The sequence below is a fragment of the Tateyamaria pelophila genome (assembly GCF_019966495.1).
Classification (GTDB): Bacteria; Pseudomonadota; Alphaproteobacteria; order Rhodobacterales; family Rhodobacteraceae; genus Tateyamaria; species Tateyamaria pelophila.
On record NZ_JAIMIA010000020.1, the window covers coordinates 13,383 to 39,690 of the forward strand.

The window sequence follows — 26,308 nt, forward strand, 5'->3', positions numbered from 1 at the left end:
ATTCGAGGCCAGTTGCGCCACCCCGGCAGCACGCGATTGCCTTGGTGATCGATAGCGCATCGCGCGTGGCAGCCCTGCGTATTAAAGGCTGCGATCTCCGTGCGGCGTCTCAAAATCCGCATGTATTGCCTTTGGCCCCGTCTCCACAGTGACGCGATCATCCCGCAGCATCCGAAACAAGGTTTCGGACAGCATGTCTCCTTCCGGATGGACCAGAGTGAAACGACGCAGCGTCAATCCCGTCGGGGCCAGCTGGCTGGCGGGGTGCACCCCCTTGGGCCATTCGATCAGGGCGGGCCAGAAATTGTCGAAGGGGGTCGTGCCGTCTTCCGAAACGGCCATGCGCCAGGATAAGGTGCCCCGATTGACCATGACAGGCGCTCCCGTGCCGTCGGGCATATCCTCAAGAGCTGCGTCCATGTCCTCCACCGCGCAGGCCCAGTTCGAAAGCCGCGCAGGTCCCTCAAAACGATCCAGATCGTACCACCGGGACCGCGTCGGTTCAGGCACGGCGGGGTTGGGTGCGATCGCCTCAAGGTAAAGCCCATCTTCCAAACCTAGAAGCGCGTTGTGCGTCTGGAATACGGCATGCGCCCCGCCCGGCTGCATCGACACGCCCAACCTGTCCTCGATATGCGCCCGCGCGGCGTCGAGCGACTCGGCTGCGACGACCAAATGATCAAGTTTCAAGATTCTGCCCCGCCCGTTTTAACCTGAGATGCATAATACTGCGCCAGGTCCGTCACAGAATATAGATGATTTTGAATACAGGTGGAGAACCTGCCACATGAAACGCGCCATCCCGGGCTGGAACTGACAAACAGCTTTGCAAGGGATGGCTTCCTCCTGGTTGACACGGTCGGCCTGTCGGCATGTTCAGCAATGGCACCTGCGTCGCTGCCACGAGCTTTCATCAGCAAAGTTTCCGTCAGGCACGCGTGTCGCGAATGATGGTCAGGATATCCTGGGCCGCATCCGGAATATTGGTCCCCGGTCCAAAGATCGCCTTGACCCCGGCGTCATACAGGAACTGGTAATCCTGCTGCGGAATGACGCCACCACAGATCACGATGATATCGTCTGCGCCCGCGTCTTTCAGGGCCTGCACCAGTTGCGGCGCGAGCGTCTTGTGCCCCGCTGCCTGGCTGGAGATTCCGATCACATGCACATCATTGTCGATGGCATCCTGCGCAGCCTCGGCGGGTGTCTGGAACAGCGGCCCCACATCGACATCAAAGCCGATATCAGCAAAGGCGGTCGCGATCACCTTGGCGCCCCGGTCGTGTCCGTCCTGTCCCATCTTGACCACAAGCATCCGGGGGCGGCGTCCTTCGGTCTCCGCGAATTCTTCGACCGACTTCTGGATCGCGGCAAAGCCTGCATCGCCTTCATAAGCTGCGCCATAGACGCCCGCGAGGGTTTTGACCTCTGCCCGGTGCCGTCCAAATACATTTTCCATCGCCATGCTGATCTCTCCGACTGTGGCGCGGGCCCGTGCGGCTTCCACTGCCATTTCCAATAGATTGCCATGCGCAGCCGCCGCGTCCCCCAGCGCTTTCAGCGCGGCAGTGCAGGCCGCTTCGTCGCGTTTGGCGCGGATCTTTTCCAGCCGCGCGATCTGGCTGGTGCGGACCGCCGCGTTGTCGATGTCGAGGATGTCGAGCGCATCCTCCTTTTCGCGACGGTATTTGTTGACGCCCACGATGACTTCCTGGCCGCGATCAATCTGGGCCTGTCGGGTGGCTGCCGCTTCTTCGATCCGCAGCTTGGGCATGCCGGAGGCCACGGCCTTGGTCATTCCGCCCATCTCTTCGACCTCTTCGATCAGTTTCCAAGCCGCCTCGGCCAGATCGCTGGTCAGCTTTTCGACATAGTAACTGCCCGCGAGCGGATCGACGACGTTGGTCACGCCGGTTTCTTCCTGAAGGATCAACTGGGTGTTGCGAGCAATGCGCGACGAATGATCCGTCGGCAAGCCGATGGCCTCATCGAGCGAATTGGTGTGCAGGCTTTGCGTGCCGCCCAGAACCGCCGACATCGCCTCATAAGCGGTGCGCACCACGTTGTTATAGGGGTCTTGCTCCGCCAAGCTTACACCGGACGTCTGGCAATGGGTGCGCAACATCGAAGACTTCGGGTTCTTGGGCTCAAATTCCGACATGATCCGGTGCCACAACAACCGGGCGGCGCGCAACTTGGCAGCCTCCATGAAAAAATTCATGCCGATGGCAAAAAAGAACGACAAGCGCCCGGCAAACGCGTCCACATCCATGCCCCGCGCAATGGCCGTGCGCACGTATTCGCGCCCATCCGCCAGGGTAAAGGCAAGTTCCTGCACAAGGTTCGCGCCCGCCTCTTGCATGTGGTAGCCCGAAATCGAGATCGAGTTGAACTTGGGCATTTTTTCAGACGTAAATTCAATGATATCAGCGACGATCCGCATCGAAGGCTCGGGCGGATAGATGTAGGTGTTGCGAACCATGAACTCTTTCAGAATGTCATTCTGAATGGTGCCGGACAGGGCAGAGCGATCCACGCCTTGCTCTTCTCCGGCGACGATGAAGCTGGCGAGGATCGGGATGACGGCCCCATTCATCGTCATCGACACGGACACCTTGTCCAGCGGGATGCCGTCAAAGAGGATCTTCATGTCCTCGACACTGTCGATGGCAACACCCGCCTTGCCGACATCTCCTACAACACGTTCATGATCACTGTCATAACCGCGGTGGGTCGCCAGATCGAAGGCGACGGAAACACCCTGCTGGCCCGCGGCCAGACCGCGACGGTAAAAAGCGTTGGATTCCTCGGCGGTGGAAAAGCCCGCATATTGACGGATCGTCCAGGGGCGGCCGGCATACATGGTCGCCTTGACGCCGCGCGTGAACGGCGCCTCGCCCGGGATTGTGCCCAGATGGTCGACCCCTTCGAGATCGTCCTCGGTATAGATCGGTTGCACCTCGATCCCTTCGAGGGTTTTCCATGTCAGGTCGTCCAGCGAACGACCGCGCAATTCGCCTTCAGCCAGGCTGCGCCAGGCGTCTTTCCGTGATGTCATTTGAATATCCTCTGTTCCAGGATCCGAATGGCAGGGTGTGCCCTGCGCGTTTGTGATCCCTATCCTCTGTCAGTGATGCCAAGCCATTGGCACCGGCGATCAGCCAGTGCATGTCATCGGCGTAAGCCTCTCGCAAAGCTGCGCCTTGGCCAGAATTGAAAGGGGCCCATCGCCCCTCACCTGCGGGCACGGCCGATGGGTCCGACCCCCGGTCGATCAGGCAGGCGCGCAAATCGTTCGACGACGGGCTGCGGTTTTTCCAGCGCGGATCGGCATCCACCGGCGCGTCATATTCCGCGGCGACGGCCAAAGCGCGGTCAGCGCGCCCGGCGAACCGCTCAAAGGGCAGCACTTTGATCAAGGCCTGAGGTGCCGCACAAGATACGTCCGCCACCACGTCCTGCCAGGTGCGCGGGTTTTCTGCGATACGCGCAAACTGATCCCCGGTGGGGACGTCGTGTCCGCGATGCACGCCGTAACTTGCCGTCGACATCCAGAAGTGATCGAGCGCGCGCACCGACATGGAAATCACGTCAATACGGTTGTCAAAGGCCATGACATAGCGCGACAAACGCTCCCCCACGTCAGGATAAAGACGTTGCGTGCGCAGGTTCTTCCAGGACGAGCCCATGATATTTTCGTCACTCACAACAAGGGTGTGCAGCCCTCGTTTCTGCGCCTTGTCCAGTTGCAAAAGGATACGGCCACGCGCGCGGCATGCGGCTTGCCGCCCGAGCCCCGGCGTCGGTTGGATGCCCGTGAACAATCCTTTACGCGTACGCACAGGGCCCCAAAACCCGATCCCGTCCGCCGCCAGCGCCTGTGCATGCCGGCGCATATATGATTGAAAACTTGTGGTGCCCGTGCGATGCGCACCGATATGGAGAATGATTTTCATGCCAGCCCTGTCCCTTTGCCGTGGCTCCGGCGGGCGGTGTGCCGCGCGCAGAGTACCAAAGACATGTGGCAGGGGCCGCATTGCGGAGCCATTAATGCTAAAATTGATCACACTGGCCGTCGCAATTGCTGAAAAACCGTCTACATTGCACGGAGCAGGAGGACGTATGAAACAGCTTTTACCTATTGTTCTGGCAGGTTTTTTCGGGGTGGCAGCGCAGGCTGCAGACGAGCCTCTGAACACGGACCCGTTCGTGTACATGGACACAGATCTGACGGATTTAAACCAATTTATATGGGAAAAGCGGCCCGTCATCGTTTTTGCAGACAGTCGCAACGATCCCAATTTCCGGCGGCAGTTGGAATTTTTGCAAGAGAATCCCGGCGCGTTGAGTGATCGCGATGTCGTCGTTCTGGTCGACACGAACCCAACCGAAATGAGCCCGCTGCGGGAACGCTTTCGGCCCCGGGGATTCATGCTCGTCTTGGTTGGCAAGGAAGGCGAAGTCAAACTGCGCAAACCCTTTCCCTGGACGATACGCGAACTCTCGCGAGCGATCGACAGAACGCCGTTGCGACGGCGTGAACTCAGAAACCGCTGATCAAGGGGAGGACCATCCAGGCCATCCCCGTAAGGCGGGGTTAAGCCCGCCTCACCAGAGCCCGAAAGCCCCTCACCTATGATCGTGCGGATGATCACTCGAATTCCATGATCACATCATCTACCGCCAGACTGTCGCCAGCCCCGGCATTGATCTTGGACACGATGCCGCGCTTTTCGGCGCGCAGAATATTTTCCATCTTCATCGCCTCGATGGTGCACAGCGCCTGACCTTCCTGCACTTCGTCTCCTTCGGCCACGTCCAGCTTGACCACCAGACCCGGCATTGGGCACAGCAGCATCTTGGATGTATCCGGCGGTGTCTTTTCCGGCATCAGACGGGCCAGTTCCGCCTGGCGCGGTGTTCGTACATGGACCTTGAGGTCCGCGCCGCGGGTCCGAATGCGGAACCCGCCGGACACCTTGCCGACCTTCAGGATCAATGGCGCATCGTTCACGGACATCACGGCAAGCTGATCGCCCGGGGTCCAATCGCCTGTGACGCGCAGGCTGTCTCCGCCATCGAAAGTGACCGTCGACCCGTCATGATCCGCATTGATCATCACGTCATAGGACGCCCCTTGCAAAGTGACGTTGAAATCGCCGCGGACTTTGCGTTCGTGGTTGTCCATCCGGCCTGAGACACGGGTGCGGCGTATTTCGCTGACCCGGTGCATCGCGGCGCAGGCCGCCGCAACGCGCCGCACTTCGGCCTCCGGCAGGATCACGCCTTCGAACCCATCGGGGTATTCTTCGGCGATAAAGGCGGTCGTCATGTCCCCCTTGATAAAGATCGGGTGATCCATGACCGCGCTGAGGAAAGGCAGGTTGTGACCGATCCCCTCGACCTCAAAACTGTCCAGTGCCACGCGCATCGCCTCGATGGCGGTGGCCCGGTCGGGGCCCCATGTGCAGAGCTTGGCGATCATCGGGTCGTAATACATGCTGATCTCGCCGCCTTCGTAGACACCGGTATCATTGCGCACAGCCGTTTCGCCGGAGGCAGCATCCCCTTGCCATTTCCCGCTGTCCAGCAATGGGCCTGCCGCGACTTCGGCGGGCGGCCGGTACCGTGTGAGCCGTCCGATGGAGGGCAAAAAGCCACGATAGGGATCTTCGGCATAAAGCCGGTTCTCAATCGCCCAGCCCGTCAGCTTCACATCGTCTTGGGTGATGTTGAGCGGCTCACCAGCGGCGACACGGATCATTTGTTCGACCAGATCGACACCCGTGATCAGTTCGGTGACCGGGTGTTCCACTTGCAGGCGGGTGTTCATTTCGAGGAAATAGAAATTCTTGTCCCCATCGACGATGAATTCGACCGTGCCCGCACTGGCATAATCCACGGCTTGGGCAAGGGCCACGGCCTGTTCGCCCATGGCGCGGCGCGTGGCCTCGTCCAGAAATGGGCTGGGTGCCTCCTCCACCACCTTTTGGTTGCGGCGCTGGATCGAGCATTCCCGCTCACCCAGATAAATGCCGTTGCCGTGAGCGTCGCACAGCACCTGAATTTCGATATGGCGGGGCTGTGTCACGAACTTTTCAATGAAAATCCGGTCATCGCCAAAACTGTTCGCGGCCTCGTTCTTGGAGGATTGAAATCCTTCGCGGGCCTCTTCGTCATTCCAGGCGATTCGCATGCCTTTGCCACCACCGCCAGCAGAGGCCTTGAGCATGACAGGATAGCCAACCTCGTTGGATATCTTGACCGCTTCATCCGCATCCGCGATCAGGCCCATATACCCCGGAACGGTGCTGACACCGGCCTCTTGGGCGATTTTCTTGGACGTGATCTTGTCGCCCATCTTTTCGATGGCCCCGACGGGCGGGCCGACAAAAGCCACACCGACGGCATCCAGTGCCTCGGCAAACTTGCTGTTTTCGCTGAGGAAGCCATAGCCCGGATGCACGGCTTGCGCGCCCGAAGCCGTGACCGCCTCCATCACCTTGTCGATCACGATATAAGACTGGTTGGCGGGGGGCGGGCCAATGTGTATCGCCTCATCGGCCATCTGCACATGCAGGGCATTGGCATCCGCGTCCGAATAGATTGCAACTGTCGAAATACCCATCTTACGGGCGGTTTTGATAACGCGGCAGGCGATTTCACCCCTGTTGGCGATTAAGAGCTTTTTGAACATGGGGCCTCTCTTGTTTGGTCCTGAAAACGCAAAACGCCGGACTGCCATTTGGCAGAACGGCACAGCGTGTCATTGAGATTGAAATGCGCGGCGCGCGGTGTGTCAGGTGCAGCGTCCGGATGTTTGGCACGGTAAGAGATGGCCGACGAAGTCGATTGCAGCGCTGCCAGCGATGCGGCCACGTACGGCCCCGGCTGTATCCTTCGGGCTCCAGTGCCTTTGCGCGATGCCAACGGCGTGGGTCGGATTATCAATCGCGCCAAACAGTCGGGCAAATTTGCACGCAAACTTGCGCCGATGCGCTGCTGATGCGCACTGGTCTGACGTTTGCAGGCCGACGAAAGGAACTGAGGGACGAAAAAGTTGGCGAGCAGCAGACTTCTAAATTGAAGCCACTGCCCGCCAGGGGAAGGGGTACGGAAATGGTACACAGGTCCAGAGTGTTCTTGGGGAACAGAACCTGTGTTTTCCTTGTTCCACACCCATTGGGAGTGCGAAAGATGGCGCGATTTGCGCCGTGAAAAATGAGCCAAATTTCGCCATAAACGAGCATCTTCCGGCAAATTCTTGCCTATATTTGCGGTACCACTCACCCCTGCGACTCCCCGAAAGCTTCGGGAAAGGATGCACGGGCGAGCGGTTCGTTGATGACCAGCAACGCTTCGTAATCAGCCACATCGAACGGATCGGTTGCAGGCACGACTTCGCGACCGAAGAGCCAGGACAATCGGCCGGCATCCAGATTGCCCCGCTCAAACGGCTGATCGCCGAAATGAGTCCAAAGTGCCTCGAAAAACGCGGCATCGGCGCGGCGGTCGGCAGGTCTGCGATCAGAAAACCGTTCGCGCCGCGTGAGCGGTGTGACACCTTTGGGGTTTGGTCGGCGAATGATGAATTGGAAATCTGTTCCGGACAAACGGCCCGGAAACCCGCGATGTTTCAACATGGCAGCGCCCTCGCGGCAGAGCGAGCGTGTCGGGCAGGCTGCGGCGCCTGCCCGGCGAGATTATTTGTATTTGCCCGTACTGACGGGTTCGACGCTGATGGGTTCAGGCTCGACAACCACGAATTCCTCTTGGTTGCTGTCGCAGGCTGCGACCAGAACCATAACGCCAAATATGCCCAACAGTTTGATGCTCTTCGACATCTGCTTCTCCTGCATTGAAGTGTCGCGCGCACAAAGGCGCGCGCCCTGTTCGAGGTCAAGAAGTCTTGGGAACTTCTTGCCACATCTGTACAGGAGTCACGCAGCAATTGATACGGGCGCGCACTGTCCTGAGCGGTTTGTGGCCGCAACATCGTCCGGTTCAGGAATGAAACATTTGTCGTGCGAGACATTAAAACACATCCAGTAAACAAGCATCTTCGATGATGCGAAAAGCTTCGAAGAATTGCGTCACATCCGGATCGGAAGCGCCAAAGGCAACCTGGCGATCCATGAAGGAGATCACGACGACATCCGGGGCGAGGCCATATTGCAGCAGATAGGGGCGTGCGAAGCTGTCGCATAGATGAACAAAATCTGCCTCGGCCATTTCCGAGGTGACCGTACCGCCATCCCGCGCAATTTGAGGTGCTACAAAACGAAATCGCAGCCAATCCTCGCCACCGACGACATCTTCCAGCACTTCCGAAAGTGCCACCGATTGACCAGACGGAACCGTTTGGGATTGGGCCATGACAGGCACAGCGAGGAGCAAAAAGATAAAAAGGCAGCCCCAGACCCACTGCCATTTCAGGCTGCAAGCTCCTCCCTCTGGGACTGCCGCGCGCGCGGTAACCCGGCGCACTGTTTGAAGTTGAGAGCGCATAGCACAGCTAACGGTCATGGTTCAACTTCTTCTTGCGTTGCGAACACCGCCGGTGCCGTAATTTCGATCAGCTCCAAGTCATCAGAGTGGCGCACTTCGCGGTGCTTGATGCCGGGGGGCTGCAAAACACAGGAGCCTTCACGCAAAAGATGTTCACCCTGCGCCTCATATTCAAAAACGACCCATCCCTTGGTGACATAGACCATTTGAAAATCGAGATCATGCGAATGCCAGGTGGCAGGGCTTTCCATACCGGGCACAGCCCGTATGACATGTGCGCCAAAGGCCCCTTGGGTCGCCTCGGAAATCCCAAGTTGGCGGTACTCAAAGAATGGGCGCAAGCCCGCACCTTCGAACTGCCCGGCGTCTGCATGGGCGATGGTAAAGGCCTGGTTTTTCCATACGGTCATGTGTGGTCTCCTCTTGCATGGCGCATCCAGCGTGTCCGGTTGTCCGTATCGTCCAGAACGGCAGAGGCGCGGTCAAGAGTAGCCGACGCGACATGGCCCATCGCCCGCCCACCTGCGGACACAGCCCACCCAGCGGACACAGGCTCAAGCCGGACGACGGGAGAAAACCCACGCAGATGTTGCAAGGCGCGCCACAGGTCCTGCCTGATTTGATGAGCCAGTCGCTTCGGCTGACCCTTGGGCAACACCGTGTGCACGACGAAATCAAAGCGCGGCGGACATTGACGGCACAGCGTGACGGAATCGCCGTCTTTTACAAAATGCCAACGCGCCGTCATCGCCGCCCCCTTGCAATAAAAACGGGCAGAACCAAGGCCCCCACGGCCTGCGTCTTGACCGCAGTGATCGTCCACCAAGGGCGAGAGTTGTTGGAAGGGAGACGGGTCAAAAGCATCGGTCACACACCATCCCAGACGACACAGCATACAAGGCGCGCGACGACCGACATAGCTTTGCAAGGTTGTACGAGCGGCAGGGTCTTCATGAGAAGAATTTCACTCCACGACAGGCCGCGCTGCTGAACGCAGGTTGTATCGCAACTTTGGAATTCGCCACAGGCACAAAATCCCCCGGATTGGCGACACGGGGCCACACCAGGACAACCACGACCTGATGAAATCTTGTACCGGCCATCTCGGCCTTGAGATTTGGAAGAAACGCTTTGCAGACGGCTGTTATTCGGCGACTGATGACCCTTTTGGACCCGTCATACGCCCCGAACAAGAGTACCCGGATCTGACCTGCGGTGTTGTCGCGCGTCGAAGAGCTTGCGCCGTCATCGCGTGTGCGCGTCTTCGTGATCTCGGTCGTGCCGACATCCAGAAGACAGCCGGTGACACCGCCGCCAAGATCAAAAGGTTGTTTCCCACGACATTCGGGTTCCTGCTGGGCAAAAGCGGGCAGTGCAAACACCAAGAGAAAAACAGCTAAGAGAGAACGCATTCAGAAACCTTGACTTTTGGTTGGTTAAAGCCGACCCGAGCCGACTTACAGCGGGATGTTATCGTGCTTCTTCCACGGCATTTTCACCGACTTGTTCCGAAGCGACGCAAACGCCCGGCTGACCCGTTTGCGCGTGGAGCGGGGCTGGATCACCTCGTCGATGAACCCGCGCTCGGCGGCGACGAAAGGGTTGGCAAAGCGGTCTTCGTAATCCGCCGTGTGCTGGGCAAGCTTCTCCGGGTCGCCAAGGTCGCCGCGATGGATAATCTCTGTCGCACCTTTGGCGCCCATTACGGCAATCTCGGCGGTGGGCCAGGCATAGTTGAAATCGGCCCGCAGATGTTTGGACGCCATCACCACATAGGCCCCGCCATAGGCTTTGCGGGTGATCACGGTCACTTTGGGCACCGTCGCTTCGCCATAGGCAAAGAGCAGTTTCGCCCCGTGCTTGATCACGCCACCATATTCCTGTGTGGTGCCGGGCAAGAAACCGGGCACGTCGATCAAGGTCAGGATCGGGATGTCAAAGCAGTCGCAGAACCGCACAAAACGCGCGGCCTTGCGGGCGCTGTCGATATCCAGAACACCGGCCAGCACCATCGGCTGATTGGCCACGACACCGACGGTCCGCCCTTCGAGGCGGATGAACCCCGTGATGATGTTTTTGGCGAACTCGGCCTGCATCTCGTAAAAGTCGCCCTCGTCGGCCAGCTTTTCGATCAGCTCTTTCATGTCGTATGGCGTGTTGGCATTGTCGGGGACCAACGTGTCGAGGCTGCTTTCGACCCGTGCCGGATCGTCGAAGAACGGACGCGTCGGGGGCTTTTCACGGTTGTTAAGGGGCAGGAAATCCACCAGACGGCGCACTTCGGCCAAGGCCTCCACGTCGTTTTCAAAGGCCGCGTCGGCCACAGATGACTTGCGCGTGTGGGTCGTGGCCCCACCCAATTCTTCGGCAGTCACCTGCTCGTTGGTGACCGTCTTGACCACATCGGGGCCGGTCACGAACATGTAAGAACTGTCTTTGACCATGAAGATGAAGTCGGTCATCGCCGGGCTATAGACAGCGCCGCCGGCGCAGGGGCCCATGATCACGCTGATCTGCGGCACCACGCCCGATGCCTGAATATTGCGCTGGAAGACCTCACCATATCCCGCAAGGCTATCGACACCTTCCTGGATGCGCGCGCCGCCGGAATCATTGATGCCGATCACCGGGGCGCCATTTTCCACGGCCATGTCCATAATCTTGCAGATCTTGGCCGCATGTGTCGCCGAGACCGAGCCGCCCAATACGGTAAAGTCCTGAGAGAACACATAGACCATGCGCCCATTGATGGTGCCCCAGCCGGTGACAACGCCATCACCCGCCGGTTTTTGCTCTTCCATACCGAAGTCCGTGCAGCGGTGCGTAACAAACATGTCGAACTCTTCGAACGAGCCTTCATCTAGCAGCAAGTCAACACGCTCGCGGGCGGTCAGTTTGCCGCGTCCGTGCTGTGCGTCGATCCGTTTTTGCCCGCCGCCCAAACGCGCGCCGTCGCGCCGCGCTTCAAGCTCTACCAAGATGTCTTTCATGATGCCCCCGCTGGTGGTTTGTCCGCACAGTACATATTCTTGGTCCATACGGGAACGATCAATCAGAATATTTGCAAATCTTATACATACACATTTTTGCAAAGTGCAAATATGCAAAGCACGACGGTCTGTGCATCTGCGCACTGGACAGTTCAAATCGACAGGAATACCTGAACATAATGCAAAACAAGCCTCAGGTCCTCTTTCTGGATCGTAGCACACCACCTCACATATCCACACTGATCGTCCTGGCCGGCGTATCGGCATTGGCGATGAACATGTTTCTGCCGAGCCTGCCTCAGATGGCCGAGCATTTTGACGTGACATATGCGTTCATGCAGTTGACCGTGCCGCTATATCTTGGCGTAAGCGCCGTGATCCAGGTGATCATCGGTCCGGTGTCCGATAAATTTGGGCGGAGGCCGGTCCTTCTGTGGGGCATCGCGCTGTTCGTACTCTTTTCATTGATTTGCGTGTACGCGCCCAACGCCGAGGTTTTTGTGTTCAGCCGCATGGGCCAGGCAGCGATTGCGACAGGTATGGTGCTGAGCCGCGCGGCGATCAGGGATATTTACGAGCAGGATCAGGCCGCGTCGATGATCGGCTTTGTGACGATGGGCATGGCGCTGGTACCGATGATCGCGCCCATTGCCGGTGGCGCTCTCGACCAGCTTTTCGGCTGGAAGTCGGTGTTCTGGGCCTTTGCGATCATCGGTTTGCTGACCTTCTTGATGACCTGGCGCGATCTGGGCGAGACGGCACAGTCCAGCGGCAAGACCCTCGTCGAACAGTTCAAGGAATATCCGGAGCTGCTCCGCGCGCCGCGGTTTTGGGGCTATACGCTGTCCGCGGCGTTTTGCGCCGGGGCGTTCTTTTCCTTTCTGGGCGGCGCACCCTTCGTCGGGTCGGAGTTGTTTGGCCTGACTCCTTTCTGGGTCGGCATCTGCCTTGGCGCCCCGGCCATTGGATACGCGATCGGAAACGGCGTCACCGGGCGCCTGGCCCAACGGGTCGGGATCAACCGGATGATCATGGCAGGCAGCATCATCAACGCCGGTGGCCTGACCGTATCCTTGGTAATTTTCCTTTTGGGCGCCGGCACGCCCCTGTCTTTCTTCGGGTTCATGACCTTTGTGGGTCTGGGCAACGGCCTCGTGATGCCGAACGCGACCGCTGGCCTTTTGTCAGTCCGTCCGCATCTGGCCGGAACAGCCTCCGGCCTCGGGGGCGCGATCATGATCGGCGGCGGTGCAGCGCTAGCAGCACTGGCAGGCAGCTTGTTGACACTCGAGAGCGGGGCGCTCCCTCTGATGTGGATACAGGTTGCAACCGCAGCCGGTGGATTGATTGCCATCATTTCGGTTTTCCGGCGCGAACGCCGTCTGGGCCTTGCTTGAGGCTTGCACTGCCTGCTTTGCAAACCTAACCTTGCCTTACTGCAAACTTGCAAAACGAGACCCTCATGGCCGCGCCAAAACTCTATGCCGGTGCCAAACTGCGCGAGGTGCGCACCCGCATCGGTCTGACCCAGAAGGACTTTGCCGCCAAGCTTGGCGTGTCCCTGCCCTATTTGAACCAGATGGAAAACAACAACCGTCCGGTCAGCACGACCGTCGTGCTGAGCCTTGCGCAGGAATTTGGGCTGGACGTCACCGAACTGAGTTCCGGTGACGGGGAACGGCTGGTATCGGACATGCGCGAAGCTTTGGCGGACCCTGTATTTTCGAACGGCATTCCTCCGCTGGCGGATTTACGGCTGGCTGCATCCAACGCCCCGGCCCTTGCGCATGCCTTTCTTGAGTTGCACCGCAGCTACCGACAAACCCACGAACGGCTCGCTTCTCTGGACGAAGCACTGGGGCGCGAAGACGCCCGCGCCCGCCCAAGTCCCTGGGAAGAAGTGCGCGATTTCTTTCATTATTGCGACAACTACATCGATGCGGTTGACCGTGCCGCCGAGCATTTCGGCACAGCCGACGCAGGACAGGGAAATATCCGCGCCACTGCCATTTCGGCACTCTCGAATGACGGCGTGGCAGTCTCGTTTGATGATACGGACATGCTGCGGTTTCATAATGCAAAGGAGCGGGTTTTGCACATCTCGACCCGCGCCCCGCATGAAAGCCAGACCTTTCAGTTACTGCTGCAAGTCGCTTTGATCCGACAGAACGCGCTACTGGACGCGACCCTGGACCTGGCCCGGTTTCAGACCGAAGAAGCGCGGGCCATCGCAAAGATCGGTCTTGCCAACTACTTCGCAGGTGCTGCGATGATGCCCTATGGCCGGTTTCTGAACGCCGCCAAAACCACCCGCCATGATCTGGAACGACTGGCCACTGGATTTGGGGCTTCCATCGAGCAGGTCTGCCACCGTTTGTCGACCCTGCAACGGCCCGGGGCCAAGGGCATTCCGTTCTTTTTCGTGCGCGTCGATCAGGCTGGCACGATCACGAAACGCCACTCCGCAACGCGGTTGCAATTCGCGCGTTTCGGCGGGGCTTGTCCGCTCTGGAACGTGCATCGCGCCTTTGAACAACCCGGCCAGTTTCTGCGCCAGTTGGCCGAAACGCCCGACGGCGTGCGTTATGTCAGCCTCGCGCGGGATGTGTCGAAGGCGAGCGGACGTTTCGGTGCGCCCGTGCGCCGCTATGCCATCGCCTTGGGATGCGAGGTGAAACACGCGCCCGATCTGGTCTTTGCCGACGGCCTGGATGTCAGTCGCCCCGGTGCGTTTGAACCGATTGGCATTTCGTGCCGCATTTGCGAGCGCAAGACGTGTCATCAGCGTTCGGTACCTCCGCTGGAACGACAGCTGTCTGTCGACCCCGATACGCGCGATGTGCTGCCCTATTCTGTAAGGTAGGGGCACTTCCGAAATTCGAAAACGCACGCACGCATCCGCGCCCTAGCGCCGCGCCGCGCGCCAACCGGCGGCCCGTGCCTCGGCAGCAGAGCAGAACCAGCGCTCCCCGCGTGCTGGGTTGATCTGGGTGTTTTTGTAGAACTTCTGTCCCGGGACGTGAAAAATGCGGCCGTTCTTGGAGATGTTGCCCTTGATCGCACAAGCCCCGTCAGCATTCGTGGGTGCCTTGACCTGCGCGGCGCGAAACTGTGCCGGCGATTGCACTTGCGCAGCGTGCAGGCCCCCGTGCGGCCACGAACGCCGCCTTTTCCGTCAGATCGTACTCCATCCCATAGCGGCGAAAGGCAAAGGCCCAGCCTTCGGATACGATCACCTCACCCATGTCCAAACCGTCTACGCGGCATTGCGCAACGATCCGACCATACTTGTCCACATCGCGTGGCGTGCAGTCTGCGACTTTCCCCTCAAATCGAGCACGCACCTGCGCCGTCGCCCACTGTCCGCAGGCGAATGAGACGCCATCTTTGGTATCGCAGGTTTGATCCATTTCCGGCGCATCAATCGCGTGGAGACGTACGCGCGTGCCCGCAACATCAATCCTATCCGCATCAATCACGCGGACTTTGCCCGTGACCTCCGCAGAAGCCCAGATCGGAAAGAAACTCAGAACGAAAACGAAACAAATTCTTAACATTTCCTTAACGTGGGGTCGGCACGTCAAGAATTCAAAGGGTTTTCGGAAGTATCCTTAACGCTGAGCTGTTTCCCAATTCGGATGCACCCAAGGTGCATCATTGCTGCGCGCAAGCGGGGCACGCCCGAGGATATGGTCGCTCATCTTTTCCCCCGTCATAATGGACGGACCGTTGAGATTGCCATTGGTGATCCGGGGAAAGACCGAACTGTCCACGACCCGCAACGCCTCTACCCCGATCACACGGCCTTCCGGATCGACGACGGCGTTCGGATCGTCCGCGCGCCCCATCCGGCACGTCCCGCAGGGGTGATACGCGCTTTCGGCATGTTCGCGGATCGCATCATCCAGTTCGTCATCAGTCTGAACCGCGGCACCGGGCTGAATCTCGTGTTTGACGAAGGGTGCAAAGGCTTTCTGGGCAAAGATTTCGCGCGTGAGCCGGATACAGGTCCGGAAATCCTGCCAATCTTGTTCGGTACTCATGTAATTGAAGCGGATCACCGGGTCGTCCTTGGGATCGGCGGACCGCAACGTGACGTCCCCGCGCGATGGCGACCGCATCGGGCCGGTATGGGCCTGAAACCCATGCCCCTCAGCCGAGGCCTGGCCATCATAACGCACCGCGATGGGCAGGAAGTGGTACTGGATGTCGGGATACGGCACCCCCGCTTTGCTACGAATGAAGGCCGCACTTTCGAACTGGTTCGACGCTCCAAGCCCGGTGCGGGTAAAGAGCCATTGCGCGCCAATCAGCCCTTTGGACAGAAGGTTCCAATGTTTGTAGAGAGTGATGGGCTGTTTCGAGGCCATCTGGATATACATCTCAAGATGGTCTTGCAGGTTCGCCCCGACGCCCGGCCTGTCTGCCACGACGTTGATCCCGTGTTCGGCCAGATGCGCCGCCGGGCCGATGCCGGACAACATCAGGATCTTGGGCGAGTTGATGGATGAGGCGGCCAAGATCACCTCGCGCCGCGCGCGGACCACCTTGTCCCCGGCCAATGCAACTCCAACAGCGCGGCCATCTTCGATGATCACCCGTTCCACCAATCCGCGCATCAGGTCGCAATTGTCGCGCTTGAGTGCCGGGCGCAAATAGGCATTGGCCGCAGACCAGCGGGTGCCGTTGTGCACGGTCTGCTCCATCGGGCCAAAACCTTCCTGCTTTTCGCCATTATAGTCGTCAGTCACCTGATAACCGGCCTGCCTGCCCGCCTCGACAAAGGCAGAGAACAACGGGTTCCGTCGGGGACCACGCTTGACATGCAGGGGCCCGTCCGTGCCCCGCCATGCCGGATCCCCGCCATGGCCCGCCGCGTCCCACGTCTCCATCCGTTTGAAATAGGGCAGCACATCGGCAAAGGACCAGCCATCCGCGCCAGCTTCGGCCCAGTGATCGTAGTCCATTGCATGGCCGCGTACATAGACCATCCCGTTGATCGACGAAGACCCGCCAATGACCTTGCCGCGCGGACAGGCCAGACGACGCCCACTCAAATGTGGCTCAGGTTCGGTACGGTAGCCCCAGTCATAGGTCTTCATGTTCATGGGATAGCTCAGGGCCGCGGGCATCTGGATAAAGGGGCCCGCGTCCGTACCGCCATGTTCAATGAGCAGTACAGACTGACCCGCCTCCGCCAGCCGGTAGGCCACGGCACAACCTGCGCTGCCCGCCCCAACGATCACATAATCTGCTTCCATCTTTCACCTTTCACGCGGGTCGAAACCGACCGACCCGCCCGCGCCTGTGCGCGGTTTCATCTGGAGGTGCGGTGCGTCTGTACCGCGAAATAAACGACGCCGCGCATCATGCTCACATGGGGCTCGAACAAGGACCCGATCCGATCCGACACGCCCTTTTTCGCAGAGCGGGGTGGGTGGGTGGGCGCTCTGCGAAAAAGGGCGTTCCGACGCTCAAAATGGCGCCTCGAGATTGCCCATGCGCACATAGACCGATTTCAACTGGCTGTAATGTTCAATGGCTGCCTTGGAATTTTCGCGCCCGACACCGGATTGTTTGGACCCACCAAAGGGCGCCTCAACCGGGGAGTCGTTATAGGTGTTGATGTAACAGGTACCCGCCTCAAAGCCTGCTGCCATGCGATGCGCCCGGCTCAGGTCACGGGTGAACACGCCCGCCGCCAGACCAAATTCGGTATCGTTGGCGCGCGCCAACACGTCGGCTTCGTCCTCGAAATCCAGCACCGCCATGACGGGGCCAAAAATCTCCTCGCGCGCGATAGTCATGTCGTCGGTCACATCCGCAAAGACGGTCGGTTGCAGATAATAGCCCGCGCGGTCGATACGGTCGCCCCCACACACAAGCCGCGCCCCCTCGGCCTTGCCCTTGGCGATATAGCCTTGAACGATCTCCATCTGCGCTGCGCTGACCATCGGGCCAAAGGACGTTTCAGGATCCATCGGGTCACCGATCACAGCCTTTCCCAATCGCTCGGACAGGCAGGTCAGAAACGCGTGCTTGATGTCTTTGTGCACATACACCCGCGTCCCGTTTGAACAGACCTGACCGGAGGAATAGAAATTCCCAAGGATCGCGCCGGACACCGCGTTTTCCACATCGGCATCGTCAAAGATGATCAGGGGAGATTTGCCACCCAGTTCCATCGTGACATGCTTCACGCCCGCAGCTGCGGCGGCATAGACTTTGCGCCCTGTCGGGACAGATCCGGTCAGCGAAACCTTGTCGACATCATCGTGAGAGACGAGCGCGGCGCCGACGTCACCCAACCCCTGAATGACGTTATAGACGCCCGCGGGGGCCCCCGCCTCATGCAAAATCTCTGCCACTTTCAACGCGCATAAAGGCGTCGTCTCGGACGGCTTGAACACCATCGTGTTACCGCAGGCCAGCGCGGGCGCGCCTTTCCAGCATGCGATCTGCGTCGGGTAGTTCCAGGCCCCGATGCCGACGCAGACGCCCAGGGCTTCGCGGCGGGTATAGACCCAGTCTTCGCCCAGTTGGATATGTTCGCCCGTGAGCGTCGCCGCCATTCCGCCGAAATACTCCAGGGCGTCCGCGCCCGACGTCGCATCGGCCACGCTGGTTTCCTGATAGGGTTTGCCGGTGTCATAGGTTTCCAGCACCGAAAGATCATGGTTCCGCGCGCGCAGAATGTCTGCTGCGCGGCGCAGGATACGGCCCCGCTCTGTTCCGGTCATGGCTTGCCATGCGGCCTGCGCCCCACGGGCGGCCGCGACGGCCTGGGCCACGATGGCAGGGGTTGCGGAATGGACGCGGGCAATCACCTCGCCCGTGGCGGGATAGATGACGTCAATGGGCGGACCGCTGGTGTCTTCGACATATTGCCCACCGATGAAATGGCTGGCGGTGGGCTGGGTGGGATAGGTCATGATCGCCTCCGGGGAGAGTATTTTAAGAACAGGGACAGGGCTATTCGCCGCGCGGGAACCGCTGGCTTTCCTCGAGGATGTTGAGGTCCATGTGATTGCGCATGTAGCGTTCCGACGCCTTTTGCAGCGGCTGATAGTCCCACGGATAGTACCCGCCCTCGCGCAATGCTTCGTAGACGACCCAACGCCGGGCTTGGCTCGCGCGCACATCGGCGTCGAATCGATCCAGATCCCAGCGGGCTTCGGATTTGGCGCGCAACTGATCGCGCGTGCCCTGATGGGCGGGCGCTTCCGCGAGGTTGGTCAATTCATGTGGGTCTGCCTCAAGATCAAAAAGCTGATCGGGATCCAGCACGCAGCGATTGTATTTCCATTTGCCATAGCGCAGCGACACCATCGGCGCGTAGGAGGCCTCGGCGGCGTATTCCATCGCGACGGGTTCGGTCCGTTTGACGCCTTGGCCTTGTGGCACGACGCTTTGGCCGGTGGTCCAGGGACCAACTTCGGACATGTCCACCCCCGCCAGATCGCAAAGCGTCGGACAAACGTCGATGTTGCTGACCGGGTCGGTCACCAGACCGGGTTGCATCTGCGGAGCCGCGATCATCATCGGGACCCGCGCCGACCCCTCGAAGAAGGACATCTTGAACCACAGTCCCCGCTCGCCCAGCATGTCGCCGTGATCCGAAACAAAGAGAATGATTGCCTCCTGGCGCGTGCCTTCCAATGCCTCCAGAACTGCACCGATCTTGTCATCGAGATAGGAAATATTGGCAAAATAAGCGCGGCGGGATCTCCGGATATCTTCATCCGAGATGTTGAAATTGTCGCGGTCGTTGGCGTCCAGAATGCGTTGGGAATGGGCATCCTGATCGGCGTAGGCAATCGGCCCGACCTCTGGCATCAAGTGGTCGCAGTCCGCGTAGAGGTCCCAATACTTCTTGCGTGCCACATAAGGATCATGCGGGTGCGTGAAGCTGACCGTCAGGCACCACGGGCGTGCATCATGACCACGCCCCAGATCATAGATTTTGCGGGTGGCGTGATAGGCCACCTCGTCGTCATACTCCAGCTGGTTGGTGATCTCGGCCACCCCTGCCCCGGTGACGGAGCCCATATTGTGGTACCACCAATCAATCCGTTCGCCGGGTTTGCGGTAATCCGGCGTCCAGCCGAAATCGGGGGGATAGACATCGGTGGTCAGCCGTTCTTCGAAGCCGTGCAACTGATCGGGGCCGACAAAATGCATCTTGCCCGACAGGCAGGTCTGATAGCCTGCGCGCCGCAGGTGATGCGCATAGGTCGGGATCGACGACGCAAATTCGGCCGCGTTGTCATAGACACCCGTCGCGCTTGGCAATTGCCCGGACATGAAGGCGGCCCGGCCCGGCGCACACAGGGGCGAAGCGGTATAGGCATTGCCAAAGCGGGTGGACCGCGCCGCCAGTTTCTTGAGGTTGGGCGCATGCAGCCAGTCCGAAGGCCCATCGGGAAAAAGCGTTCCATTCAGCTGGTCCACCATGAAGATCAGGATATTGGGTTTGCTCATTGTTTTGCTCCGATCAAAGTGTCCAGAGTGCGCAGCGCAGTGGCCTGTGCCGCTGCTGGATCCGTGTCATCGGCCAGAGCCGCGCGCAGGTACAAACCGTCGATCAAAGCACCCAGCAGTTCAGCATCAGCGCGTGGCGTCTTGCTGAGCGGGCGCAAGGCGTGGGTCAGGTTGGCGTGCAGCCGCCGCTGATAGAGGCGCAGCAGGCGGTGCGTTTCTGTCTGGGTGGTCGCTTGCGCATAGAGCATCATCCACGCACTGACTGTTGCGGGATCAAAACAGGATGGGGCAAAGCTGGCCGCAATCAGCGCCTCAGCACGGGCGCGCGGCGTATGGGCGGCCCGCAGGCCCGCAATCACCTCGGCCCCGAACTGGCGTAAAATCTGGCGCATAGCGGCCAGAAAAATCTGATCCTTGCCGCCAAAATAGTGATGCGCCAAAGCGGTCGACATGCCCGCCCGTTTGGCGATCTGCCCGACGGTCACGTCAAGCGATCCGGCGGCTCCGATCTCGGCAATCGTTGCCTCGACCAATGCGGCACGGCGCACAGGCTCCATTCCCAATTTCGGCACGACAAACCCCTCGCTGCAGACGCGCCGCAACGTGATCTTTTTTTATTGACTCGTCAATCAATAAAAAATCAGAGCTTGGTTTCCGGCGTTGTGGGTGTCACCGGCGCGCGCTTCAACATGGCTTCGCGCCAAGTGATAAATGTGACGGATGCAAGGATCAGCGCGCCGCCCATAATGACCCAGATGTCGACAGGTTCGGCAAAAACGATCGCCCCCAACAACACCGCCCAGACCAGTTGCAAAAACGTGATGGGTTGCGTGACCGTCACGGGCGCAGCCGCAAAGGCCAGCGTCATCGTATAATGCCCCGCCGTCGCAAAACAGGCGACCGCAAAGAGCAGGCCCAGATCTCCCAGCGATGGTGTCACCCAGTCAGCAAGCGCAAAGGGCGCCAGCCCGATCGTCACAAAGATCGACAGCATGGCCACGACAACCGTCGCCTTGACCTCCCCCGCCATGATCTTGGCCAAAAGGTACGACCCCGCAAAAACCACCGCCGCGATCAGCATCGCCACATGACCTGGTTCGACCTGGCGAAAGCCCGGCCGCAGGATCACGGCCGCCCCCATCAACGCAATCACCACCGCCGCAATGCGCCGCGCGGCCAGCTTTTCGCCCAGAAACAACGCGGCTCCGATGGTGACATAAACCGGCGCGAGATAGTTCATCGCGGTGACTTCGGCGATTGGGATACGGGTCATGGCATAGAACCACAAAACCACACCCGCAGAATGAAACACGCCGCGCAGGGTAAACAGCTTCCACTGCCGACGGGTCAGATGCGCCGCACGGACCGCTGGCAGCATCGGCAACAGAAACACCAGCCCGAGCAGATAGCGCAGAAAGGCTGCTTCGGCAGGCGGCATACGCGGGCCCATATATTTCACCATGGCTGTCACCGCCACAAAACACAGGCCGGTGACAAGCATCCAGAAAATGCCCACAATCGGTTTTGAAGAAGAAGCAGCGTCCATCCGCGCATCAATGACCAAGCGGCCGGCATGTGCAAGCCATCTCGCGCATCACATTGGAATTGCCTGCCGTGCAGGGCGCCCCAGAATGGGCTAGCCCTTGGCCGGGCGATAAATGCCCCGCCCAACTCCTTCGGAGCTATACGTTTTGTGCACAGCGGCCTTGCGCAATTTGAAGCATTATGCGCTTGCGGGCCCCTTGTCTCTTTGAAACTCAGTATGCTCGCCTGCTGTCAGGAAATGTCATCTGTCGTGATTATCACGGTGATCTGATTTCCCAAGTTTGGCGTATACCAGTTTAATACCCATATGATGGTCAATGATAACAAGGATAGACTCCGAATGACCGACGACACACATAACGTCGACCTGACCAAGCAGGATCTCGAAATGATCGAGACGGCCCTGCAAACCCAGGAAAAGATCTTGTCGGTCCAAAGCCGGGCAGGCGGTGGCGCGGAGCGCGCGCGACTAAACGATCTCAAAGGTCTGATGCGGCGGCTTCGGCGCCAGACTCCGACGCCACATTCAGGCGGCTCCCAAAGCTGGAGCCAAGCGGCGCGCCAACTGTTTTTCTAGGCCAGAACCGGGATAATTCGCTGGCTTCGTGGCGCCTAACCTGAGTGCGGATGTACCGGATTGGCTTCCGCAATCATCTTCCAAAATCGATTTGCCCGCTCGCAAAGCGTTTCGGGCGGCAACTCAATTTCCAAACCGCTGCTCCGGCAAAACAATCTATTCAGGGCGAAGCGCCGGAAAGCGCACGTCAGAATTACCTGCAAGAAGTCGTCTCATGCCGATCCCATGAACCAACGGCTGGCCCTTGGGACGCCAGCCTATCCAATCGACGTGTTGATCAGGAAAAAGATTGAGGCTGACAAAATCGCGGCCGCCGGAACAGTAATGATCCAGGCCGCGATGATTGTCATGAAATGCGAGCGCCGCACCAGTTTGCGACGGCGACGCTCCTCGGGTGCGTAGATTGCCCGCTCTGGAATCGTCAACCGCGCCATGCGGCTTCGCCTCTCTGCGTCCCATTCGCGAAAGAACCCCACGCCAAAGACGGCCCCGACAGCGATGTGCGTCGAACTCACCGGCAAGCCGAGCCAGCTCGCGATGATGACGGTGATCGCGGCAGACAAGGCAACGCAGTAGGCCCGCATCGGGTTCAGTTTGGTGATTTGCCCCCCGACCATGCGGATCAGCTTGGGTCCAAACAGAAACAGACCGAATGAGATCCCGAACGCGCCGATCACCATGACCCAAAACGGGATCGACACGGCATGCGTGAAATTACCGGATTGCGAGGCTTGCACGATGGCTGCGAGCGGACCGACAGCGTTGGCGACGTCATTCGCACCGTGGGCAAAACTGAGCAAAGCTGCGGACACAACAAGAGGAATGCCAAACAGAACCTTCAATGATTTGTTCCTGTTTTCCAGCCCTTCGGATTGTTTGCGGATCAGCGGTATCATGACCAACCAGACCAGCAGGCCGATTGCGGCTCCGATCATCAAGGCGGTGGGAAGGTCGATCTTGATGATTTTCTTCAACCCTTTCAGTGCCAGATAGGACGCGAAAGTGCCCGCCATGATCCCCACAAGAACCGGCACCCACTTCCGGGCGGCGGCGATCTTGTCGTCCCGGTAGATGATCCGGGACTTGATCAGCCACAGGAACAGGGCCGCAATGGCACCGCCCAGCACCGGAGAAATCACCCAACTGGCCGCGATCGTGCCCATCGTCGGCCAGTTTACAGCGGCAAATCCGGCAGCAGCGATCCCCGCCCCCATCACACCGCCCACCACGGAATGCGTGGTCGAGACAGGCGCGCCGATCCACGTCGCGAGGTTAACCCAGAGTGCAGCAGACAAAAGCGCCGACATCATGGCCCAGACAAACACGGATGCGGTCCCCATGCTTTCGGGCGCAATGATCCCCTTTGCGATGGTCGACACAACATCCCCGCCCGCCAGCAGCGCGCCTGCACTCTCGAATATGATCGCAATGCCGATGGCCCCGCCCATGGAGAGCGCATTCGCACCCACCGCCGGCCCCATATTGTTGGCCACGTCATTGGCCCCGATATTCAGCGCCATATAGGCCCCGAGGCAGGCGGCGACCACAACGATCAAGGTGTTGTTTTCCTGCCCGAAGAAGAGCATCGCGACGATGCCCGCAAGCACCACGAAGAGAAAGGATATGCCCATTCCGACCATTGGACGGGCCACGATGCTTGTTGCCGTCTCAAGATTGGAAAACCGCGCCAGGTCGCGATCAAGCGTCTCAAGGTGGCGTGGATCGCTTTGCTGTTCGGTCATTCGTTTGCTCCCCCGTGCGTCAGGGAGCCTTAACGCTGTCCACGGTTGGGAATCAACCGCTCATACATTGTTGGCGGGCAGCTTGCTGTTGGCGGAAAATTGACTTCAGTTGCGTTTCGTTGACCAATTCAGCCGCAGTATCGGCGCTCACCCATTTGCGTTCGCGTTCGTGCGCCTCCGGAAAATCGTGTGCAAGATCGTTCACCTCAACGGAATAAACCAGCGTTTCCACCGGCACTTCAAATCCGTTCGCGCGTTTCTTTTGATACGTGTAGGTGCCGATCGGCGCCGACGTCACCGGGCTGTTTTTGACCCCGGCTTCTTCCCACGCTTCGCGCAACGCGGTCTCGCTGGATTTGAGGCCACGGATCGGCCACCCCTTCGGAATGATCCAACGCGCCGTATCTCTGGAAGTCACGAGAAGATATTCTTTCTTGTCCCCTTCGCCGCGATGACAAAGGGCCGCCATTTGCAGCCTTTTCGGACGCTGAAGCATTGGCGCCAGACAACTCTCCCAGGCAAATTGAATTGGTCTTAACATTTGGAAACCGCTCAAGTAATTTTTTTGCTTTGACGCTTCATATAGTGGGTCTTGCCGGAAAGTTCAAATTTCGCCGACTGGAGCAAATGTAATTGACCTGAATGGTGTGGCTTCGTGCTGTGTACCCGCGAGGTCTCAATCTTTGCTTAACGCCAAACGCGACAGCGCAAAAACCGCTTTGGTCGGACCCACCCGAGCCAAACAAGGCATCTGTCGCTCACCCCATCTGCACCACGGGCACACCGCCCGAAATGTCACCGTCTGGCCGCAAAGAAATCACGCAACAGTGTCTCAGCCTCGGTTGCCGCGATCCCGTCATAAACTTGCGGCGCATGATGGCTTTGGCTGTGCGCGAAGACCCGCGCCCCTTGCGCCACGCCGCCGGATTTCGGGTCCGCCGCCCCGTAATATAGCCGTCCGATCCGCGCGGCGGCGATGGCTGCGGCACACATCGCGCAAGGTTCCAGCGTCACGTAGAGGTCATGGCCCACCAGCCGTTCAGACCCCATAGCGGCACAGGCGGCCCGGATCGCAAGAATTTCCGCGTGGGCTGTCGGGTCGGCCATCTCACGGGTCCGGTTGCCTGCGCGGGCCACGACGATCCCCTCACGCACGATGACTGCGCCGACGGGCACCTCGCCGCGTTCGCCCGCAGCGCGGGCTTCGGCCATCGCCTCATGCATGAATGAACGAAACTCCATGACATCACGTGCCATGCAGCCGCCCCCTTCCGCAAGGGCGCATGATCCGCTAGAGCCAGTGCATGACCCAAGAGCCCCCCAAAGGCGATCGTATCGCCAAAGTTCTCGCCCGTGCAGGCCTCGCCAGCAGGCGCGGTGCCGAAGACATCATCGCCGCAGGCCGCGTTTTCGTGAACGGCAAGCGCATCGATAGCCCGGCCCTCAACGTAACGGACGATGACAGGATCATCGTCGATGGCAAACCACTGGCCGAGCCGGAGCCCGAACGGCTTTGGCTCTATCACAAGCCGATCGGGTTGGTGACAACTGATCGCGATGAAAAAGACCGCAAAACCATCTATGAAACATTGCCCGAGGACATGCCCCGCGTGATGTCCGTGGGGCGGCTCGACATAAATTCGGAAGGGTTGTTGCTGCTGACCAATGATGGCGGGATCAAACGCAAGCTGGAATTGCCCTCAACCGGCTGGATGCGCCGCTACCGGGTGCGGATCAACGGCAGGCCGACGGATGCCATGCTTGAACCCTTGCGCAAGGGCATCACCGTCGACGGCGACCGGTTTCAACCGATGCAGATTACCCTGGACCGCCAGCAGGGCGCCAATGCCTGGCTGACCGTCGGACTGCGCGAAGGCAAGAACCGCGAAATCCGCCGCGCGATGGAAAGCATCGGTCTGGTGGTGAACAGGTTGATCCGGATCAGCTATGGCCCGTTCCAACTGGGCGATCTGAAACCGGGCGCCGTCGAGGAAATCCGCCGCCGGATCATGCGCGATCAGCTTGGGCTGGAGCCCGAGCAGGAACATACAGGCACCGCCGCCAAAAGCACCAAGGTCAGCCGAGGCCCACGCAAGCCAGCCTCAAGGCCCGGCAAACCCCGCCCCGGTCCTCAGGAACGCAGGCAAGCCAAGGCTACAGGGCCCAAAACGGCGACGCCGTCCGGGCCGAAGGGACGCGCCCCCTCTGGCGCCAAACCATCCCGGCCTGCCGGGTCATTCGCGCGCAAACCGGGCAAACCCGGCGGGCCCGGACGCAAAAGCTGAAATGCCCCCTCAAATCTTCGGTGCGATGACCCATATTGTGTCAAATGCGACAAAAAAGACCGAAGGGCCTCGATGACCAGATATCCCGGAGACGGCACACGCGCTGGACAGGTGCTGTCTCGGCACGCCCGTCTGGCAGTCCGACTTTGCGGCACGAAACGACGCAACTGCGCCACAAAT

27 protein-coding genes are annotated in these 26,308 nt (G+C 59.6%); 5 read left to right on the forward strand and 22 right to left on the reverse strand.

The window, feature by feature from the left end:
- Nucleotides 1–81: 81 nt before the first annotated feature.
- The 3 genes from LC354_RS08705 to LC354_RS08715 form a co-directional block, all read right to left on the reverse strand.
- A complete protein-coding gene (locus LC354_RS08705) occupies nt 82–690 on the reverse strand; it encodes a VOC family protein (protein ID WP_223422975.1) in 609 nt (202 codons plus the stop codon).
- Nucleotides 691–928: 238 nt separating this feature from the next.
- On the reverse strand, nt 929–3,058 hold the full coding sequence (gene scpA / locus LC354_RS08710; RefSeq protein WP_223422977.1) for a methylmalonyl-CoA mutase: 2,130 nt from the start codon (nt 3,056–3,058) through the stop codon (nt 929–931).
- Nucleotides 3,021–3,956, reverse strand: a complete 936-nt coding sequence (locus tag LC354_RS08715) for a hypothetical protein (protein ID WP_223422979.1) — start codon at nt 3,954–3,956, stop codon at nt 3,021–3,023. The genes scpA and LC354_RS08715 overlap by 38 nt, the downstream gene beginning before the upstream one ends.
- Nucleotides 3,957–4,050: 94 nt before the next feature.
- Between LC354_RS08715 and LC354_RS08720 the strand changes: the two genes are divergently transcribed.
- Entirely contained in the window at nt 4,051–4,557 is a 507-nt protein-coding gene (locus tag LC354_RS08720) for a DUF4174 domain-containing protein (protein ID WP_317849281.1), read from the forward strand.
- Nucleotides 4,558–4,651: 94 nt separating this feature from the next.
- On the opposite strand, the gene LC354_RS08725 is transcribed toward LC354_RS08720, so the two are convergent.
- The 9 genes from LC354_RS08725 to LC354_RS08765 all read right to left on the reverse strand — a co-directional run bounded on the left by LC354_RS08725 (nt 4,652) and on the right by LC354_RS08765 (nt 11,498).
- Nucleotides 4,652–6,697, reverse strand: a complete 2,046-nt coding sequence (locus LC354_RS08725; RefSeq protein ID WP_223422981.1) for an acetyl-CoA carboxylase biotin carboxylase subunit — start codon at nt 6,695–6,697, stop codon at nt 4,652–4,654.
- Nucleotides 6,679–7,290: a hypothetical protein gene (locus tag LC354_RS08730; protein ID WP_223422983.1), complete on the reverse strand. Its 612-nt coding sequence runs from the start codon at nt 7,288–7,290 to the stop codon at nt 6,679–6,681. Before LC354_RS08730 ends, LC354_RS08725 begins: the two co-directional genes overlap by 19 nt.
- The gene (locus LC354_RS08735; RefSeq protein ID WP_223422985.1) at nt 7,287–7,643 is read right to left on the reverse strand and encodes a hypothetical protein; all 357 of its coding nucleotides are present in this window, start codon (nt 7,641–7,643) and stop codon (nt 7,287–7,289) included. The genes LC354_RS08730 and LC354_RS08735 overlap by 4 nt, the downstream gene beginning before the upstream one ends.
- Before the next feature lie 60 nt (nt 7,644–7,703).
- On the reverse strand, nt 7,704–7,844 hold the full coding sequence (locus LC354_RS08740) for a hypothetical protein (protein WP_223422986.1): 141 nt from the start codon (nt 7,842–7,844) through the stop codon (nt 7,704–7,706).
- 190 nt (nt 7,845–8,034) lie between these two features.
- Nucleotides 8,035–8,376: a DUF6497 family protein gene (locus LC354_RS08745; protein WP_399203233.1), complete on the reverse strand. Its 342-nt coding sequence runs from the start codon at nt 8,374–8,376 to the stop codon at nt 8,035–8,037.
- Nucleotides 8,377–8,522: 146 nt separating this feature from the next.
- Nucleotides 8,523–8,918, reverse strand: coding sequence for a cupin domain-containing protein (locus LC354_RS08750; RefSeq protein ID WP_223422988.1), 396 nt, complete (start codon nt 8,916–8,918; stop codon nt 8,523–8,525).
- Nucleotides 8,915–9,256 carry a hypothetical protein gene (locus tag LC354_RS08755; RefSeq protein ID WP_223422990.1) on the reverse strand — a complete coding sequence of 114 codons (342 nt, stop codon included), beginning with the start codon at nt 9,254–9,256 and terminating at the stop codon, nt 8,915–8,917. The genes LC354_RS08750 and LC354_RS08755 overlap by 4 nt, the downstream gene beginning before the upstream one ends.
- A gap of 202 nt (nt 9,257–9,458) precedes the next feature.
- The gene (locus LC354_RS08760; protein ID WP_223422992.1) at nt 9,459–9,920 is read right to left on the reverse strand and encodes a hypothetical protein; all 462 of its coding nucleotides are present in this window, start codon (nt 9,918–9,920) and stop codon (nt 9,459–9,461) included.
- Nucleotides 9,921–9,965: 45 nt separating this feature from the next.
- Nucleotides 9,966–11,498 carry an acyl-CoA carboxylase subunit beta gene (locus LC354_RS08765; RefSeq protein WP_223422994.1) on the reverse strand — a complete coding sequence of 511 codons (1,533 nt, stop codon included), beginning with the start codon at nt 11,496–11,498 and terminating at the stop codon, nt 9,966–9,968.
- Nucleotides 11,499–11,677: 179 nt separating this feature from the next.
- Between LC354_RS08765 and LC354_RS08770 the strand changes: the two genes are divergently transcribed.
- Both LC354_RS08770 and LC354_RS08775 read left to right on the forward strand, forming a co-directional pair.
- Nucleotides 11,678–12,895 carry a multidrug effflux MFS transporter gene (locus tag LC354_RS08770; protein WP_223422995.1) on the forward strand — a complete coding sequence of 406 codons (1,218 nt, stop codon included), beginning with the start codon at nt 11,678–11,680 and terminating at the stop codon, nt 12,893–12,895.
- A gap of 65 nt (nt 12,896–12,960) precedes the next feature.
- Nucleotides 12,961–14,361, forward strand: a complete 1,401-nt coding sequence (locus tag LC354_RS08775) for a helix-turn-helix domain-containing protein (protein WP_223422997.1) — start codon at nt 12,961–12,963, stop codon at nt 14,359–14,361.
- Nucleotides 14,362–14,403: 42 nt separating this feature from the next.
- Here the strand turns inward: LC354_RS08775 and LC354_RS28245 are convergent, their stop codons facing one another.
- From LC354_RS28245 to LC354_RS08805, 7 genes are all read right to left on the reverse strand, one after another.
- Nucleotides 14,404–14,625 (reverse strand): sunset domain-containing protein, encoded by a 222-nt coding sequence (locus tag LC354_RS28245; protein WP_449649479.1) that lies wholly within the window; start codon nt 14,623–14,625, stop codon nt 14,404–14,406.
- Nucleotides 14,570–15,055: a thermonuclease family protein gene (locus LC354_RS08780; RefSeq protein ID WP_317849283.1), complete on the reverse strand. Its 486-nt coding sequence runs from the start codon at nt 15,053–15,055 to the stop codon at nt 14,570–14,572. The genes LC354_RS28245 and LC354_RS08780 overlap by 56 nt, the downstream gene beginning before the upstream one ends.
- 54 nt (nt 15,056–15,109) lie before the next feature.
- A complete protein-coding gene (betA, locus tag LC354_RS08785; RefSeq protein ID WP_223422999.1) occupies nt 15,110–16,759 on the reverse strand; it encodes a choline dehydrogenase in 1,650 nt (549 codons plus the stop codon).
- A 213-nt stretch (nt 16,760–16,972) separates the two neighbouring features.
- A complete protein-coding gene (gene betB, locus LC354_RS08790; protein WP_223423001.1) occupies nt 16,973–18,430 on the reverse strand; it encodes a betaine-aldehyde dehydrogenase in 1,458 nt (485 codons plus the stop codon).
- Between the two features lie 40 nt (nt 18,431–18,470).
- Nucleotides 18,471–19,979 (reverse strand): choline-sulfatase, encoded by a 1,509-nt coding sequence (gene betC, locus LC354_RS08795; protein WP_223423002.1) that lies wholly within the window; start codon nt 19,977–19,979, stop codon nt 18,471–18,473.
- Nucleotides 19,976–20,551, reverse strand: coding sequence for a choline-binding transcriptional repressor BetI (gene betI, locus LC354_RS08800; RefSeq protein WP_223423004.1), 576 nt, complete (start codon nt 20,549–20,551; stop codon nt 19,976–19,978). The genes betC and betI overlap by 4 nt, the downstream gene beginning before the upstream one ends.
- A 68-nt stretch (nt 20,552–20,619) precedes the next feature.
- Nucleotides 20,620–21,525: a DMT family transporter gene (locus LC354_RS08805; RefSeq protein WP_223423006.1), complete on the reverse strand. Its 906-nt coding sequence runs from the start codon at nt 21,523–21,525 to the stop codon at nt 20,620–20,622.
- Between the two features lie 339 nt (nt 21,526–21,864).
- On the opposite strand from LC354_RS08805, the gene LC354_RS08810 reads away from it, so the two are divergent.
- Entirely contained in the window at nt 21,865–22,101 is a 237-nt protein-coding gene (locus LC354_RS08810; RefSeq protein ID WP_223423008.1) for a hypothetical protein, read from the forward strand.
- A 257-nt stretch (nt 22,102–22,358) separates the two neighbouring features.
- Here LC354_RS08810 and LC354_RS08815 read toward each other — a convergent pair whose 3' ends face one another.
- The 3 genes from LC354_RS08815 to LC354_RS08825 all read right to left on the reverse strand — a co-directional run bounded on the left by LC354_RS08815 (nt 22,359) and on the right by LC354_RS08825 (nt 25,085).
- A complete protein-coding gene (locus LC354_RS08815; protein WP_223423010.1) occupies nt 22,359–23,843 on the reverse strand; it encodes an inorganic phosphate transporter in 1,485 nt (494 codons plus the stop codon).
- A 52-nt stretch (nt 23,844–23,895) separates the two neighbouring features.
- Nucleotides 23,896–24,339 carry an NUDIX hydrolase gene (locus tag LC354_RS08820; protein WP_223423012.1) on the reverse strand — a complete coding sequence of 148 codons (444 nt, stop codon included), beginning with the start codon at nt 24,337–24,339 and terminating at the stop codon, nt 23,896–23,898.
- Nucleotides 24,340–24,638: 299 nt separating this feature from the next.
- Entirely contained in the window at nt 24,639–25,085 is a 447-nt protein-coding gene (locus LC354_RS08825) for a nucleoside deaminase (RefSeq protein ID WP_223423051.1), read from the reverse strand.
- A gap of 62 nt (nt 25,086–25,147) precedes the next feature.
- On the opposite strand from LC354_RS08825, the gene LC354_RS08830 reads away from it, so the two are divergent.
- Nucleotides 25,148–26,128, forward strand: coding sequence for a pseudouridine synthase (locus LC354_RS08830; protein WP_223423014.1), 981 nt, complete (start codon nt 25,148–25,150; stop codon nt 26,126–26,128).
- The last annotated feature ends 180 nt before the right edge of the window (nt 26,129–26,308 follow it).

Bases quoted from the DNA above. Each gene is read 5' to 3' on its own strand.
- scpA (WP_223422977.1), bottom strand. From the start codon at position 3,058: ATGACATCACGGAAAGACGCCTGGCGCAGCCTGGCTGAAGGCGAATTG.
- LC354_RS08715 (WP_223422979.1), bottom strand. From the start codon at position 3,956: ATGAAAATCATTCTCCATATCGGTGCGCATCGCACGGGCACCACAAGT.
- LC354_RS08720 (WP_317849281.1), top strand. From the start codon at position 4,051: ATGCTAAAATTGATCACACTGGCCGTCGCAATTGCTGAAAAACCGTCT.
- LC354_RS08725 (WP_223422981.1), bottom strand. From the start codon at position 6,697: ATGTTCAAAAAGCTCTTAATCGCCAACAGGGGTGAAATCGCCTGCCGC.
- LC354_RS08735 (WP_223422985.1), bottom strand. From the start codon at position 7,643: ATGTTGAAACATCGCGGGTTTCCGGGCCGTTTGTCCGGAACAGATTTC.
- LC354_RS08740 (WP_223422986.1), bottom strand. From the start codon at position 7,844: ATGTCGAAGAGCATCAAACTGTTGGGCATATTTGGCGTTATGGTTCTG.
- LC354_RS08745 (WP_399203233.1), bottom strand. From the start codon at position 8,376: ATGGCCCAATCCCAAACGGTTCCGTCTGGTCAATCGGTGGCACTTTCG.
- LC354_RS08750 (WP_223422988.1), bottom strand. From the start codon at position 8,918: ATGACCGTATGGAAAAACCAGGCCTTTACCATCGCCCATGCAGACGCC.
- LC354_RS08755 (WP_223422990.1), bottom strand. From the start codon at position 9,256: ATGACGGCGCGTTGGCATTTTGTAAAAGACGGCGATTCCGTCACGCTG.
- LC354_RS08760 (WP_223422992.1), bottom strand. From the start codon at position 9,920: ATGCGTTCTCTCTTAGCTGTTTTTCTCTTGGTGTTTGCACTGCCCGCT.
- LC354_RS08765 (WP_223422994.1), bottom strand. From the start codon at position 11,498: ATGAAAGACATCTTGGTAGAGCTTGAAGCGCGGCGCGACGGCGCGCGT.
- LC354_RS08770 (WP_223422995.1), top strand. From the start codon at position 11,678: ATGCAAAACAAGCCTCAGGTCCTCTTTCTGGATCGTAGCACACCACCT.
- LC354_RS08775 (WP_223422997.1), top strand. From the start codon at position 12,961: ATGGCCGCGCCAAAACTCTATGCCGGTGCCAAACTGCGCGAGGTGCGC.
- LC354_RS08780 (WP_317849283.1), bottom strand. From the start codon at position 15,055: ATGTTAAGAATTTGTTTCGTTTTCGTTCTGAGTTTCTTTCCGATCTGG.
- betA (WP_223422999.1), bottom strand. From the start codon at position 16,759: ATGGAAGCAGATTATGTGATCGTTGGGGCGGGCAGCGCAGGTTGTGCC.
- betB (WP_223423001.1), bottom strand. From the start codon at position 18,430: ATGACCTATCCCACCCAGCCCACCGCCAGCCATTTCATCGGTGGGCAA.
- betC (WP_223423002.1), bottom strand. From the start codon at position 19,979: ATGAGCAAACCCAATATCCTGATCTTCATGGTGGACCAGCTGAATGGA.
- LC354_RS08805 (WP_223423006.1), bottom strand. From the start codon at position 21,525: ATGGACGCTGCTTCTTCTTCAAAACCGATTGTGGGCATTTTCTGGATG.
- LC354_RS08810 (WP_223423008.1), top strand. From the start codon at position 21,865: ATGACCGACGACACACATAACGTCGACCTGACCAAGCAGGATCTCGAA.
- LC354_RS08815 (WP_223423010.1), bottom strand. From the start codon at position 23,843: ATGACCGAACAGCAAAGCGATCCACGCCACCTTGAGACGCTTGATCGC.
- LC354_RS08820 (WP_223423012.1), bottom strand. From the start codon at position 24,339: ATGCTTCAGCGTCCGAAAAGGCTGCAAATGGCGGCCCTTTGTCATCGC.
- LC354_RS08825 (WP_223423051.1), bottom strand. From the start codon at position 25,085: ATGGAGTTTCGTTCATTCATGCATGAGGCGATGGCCGAAGCCCGCGCT.
- LC354_RS08830 (WP_223423014.1), top strand. From the start codon at position 25,148: ATGACCCAAGAGCCCCCCAAAGGCGATCGTATCGCCAAAGTTCTCGCC.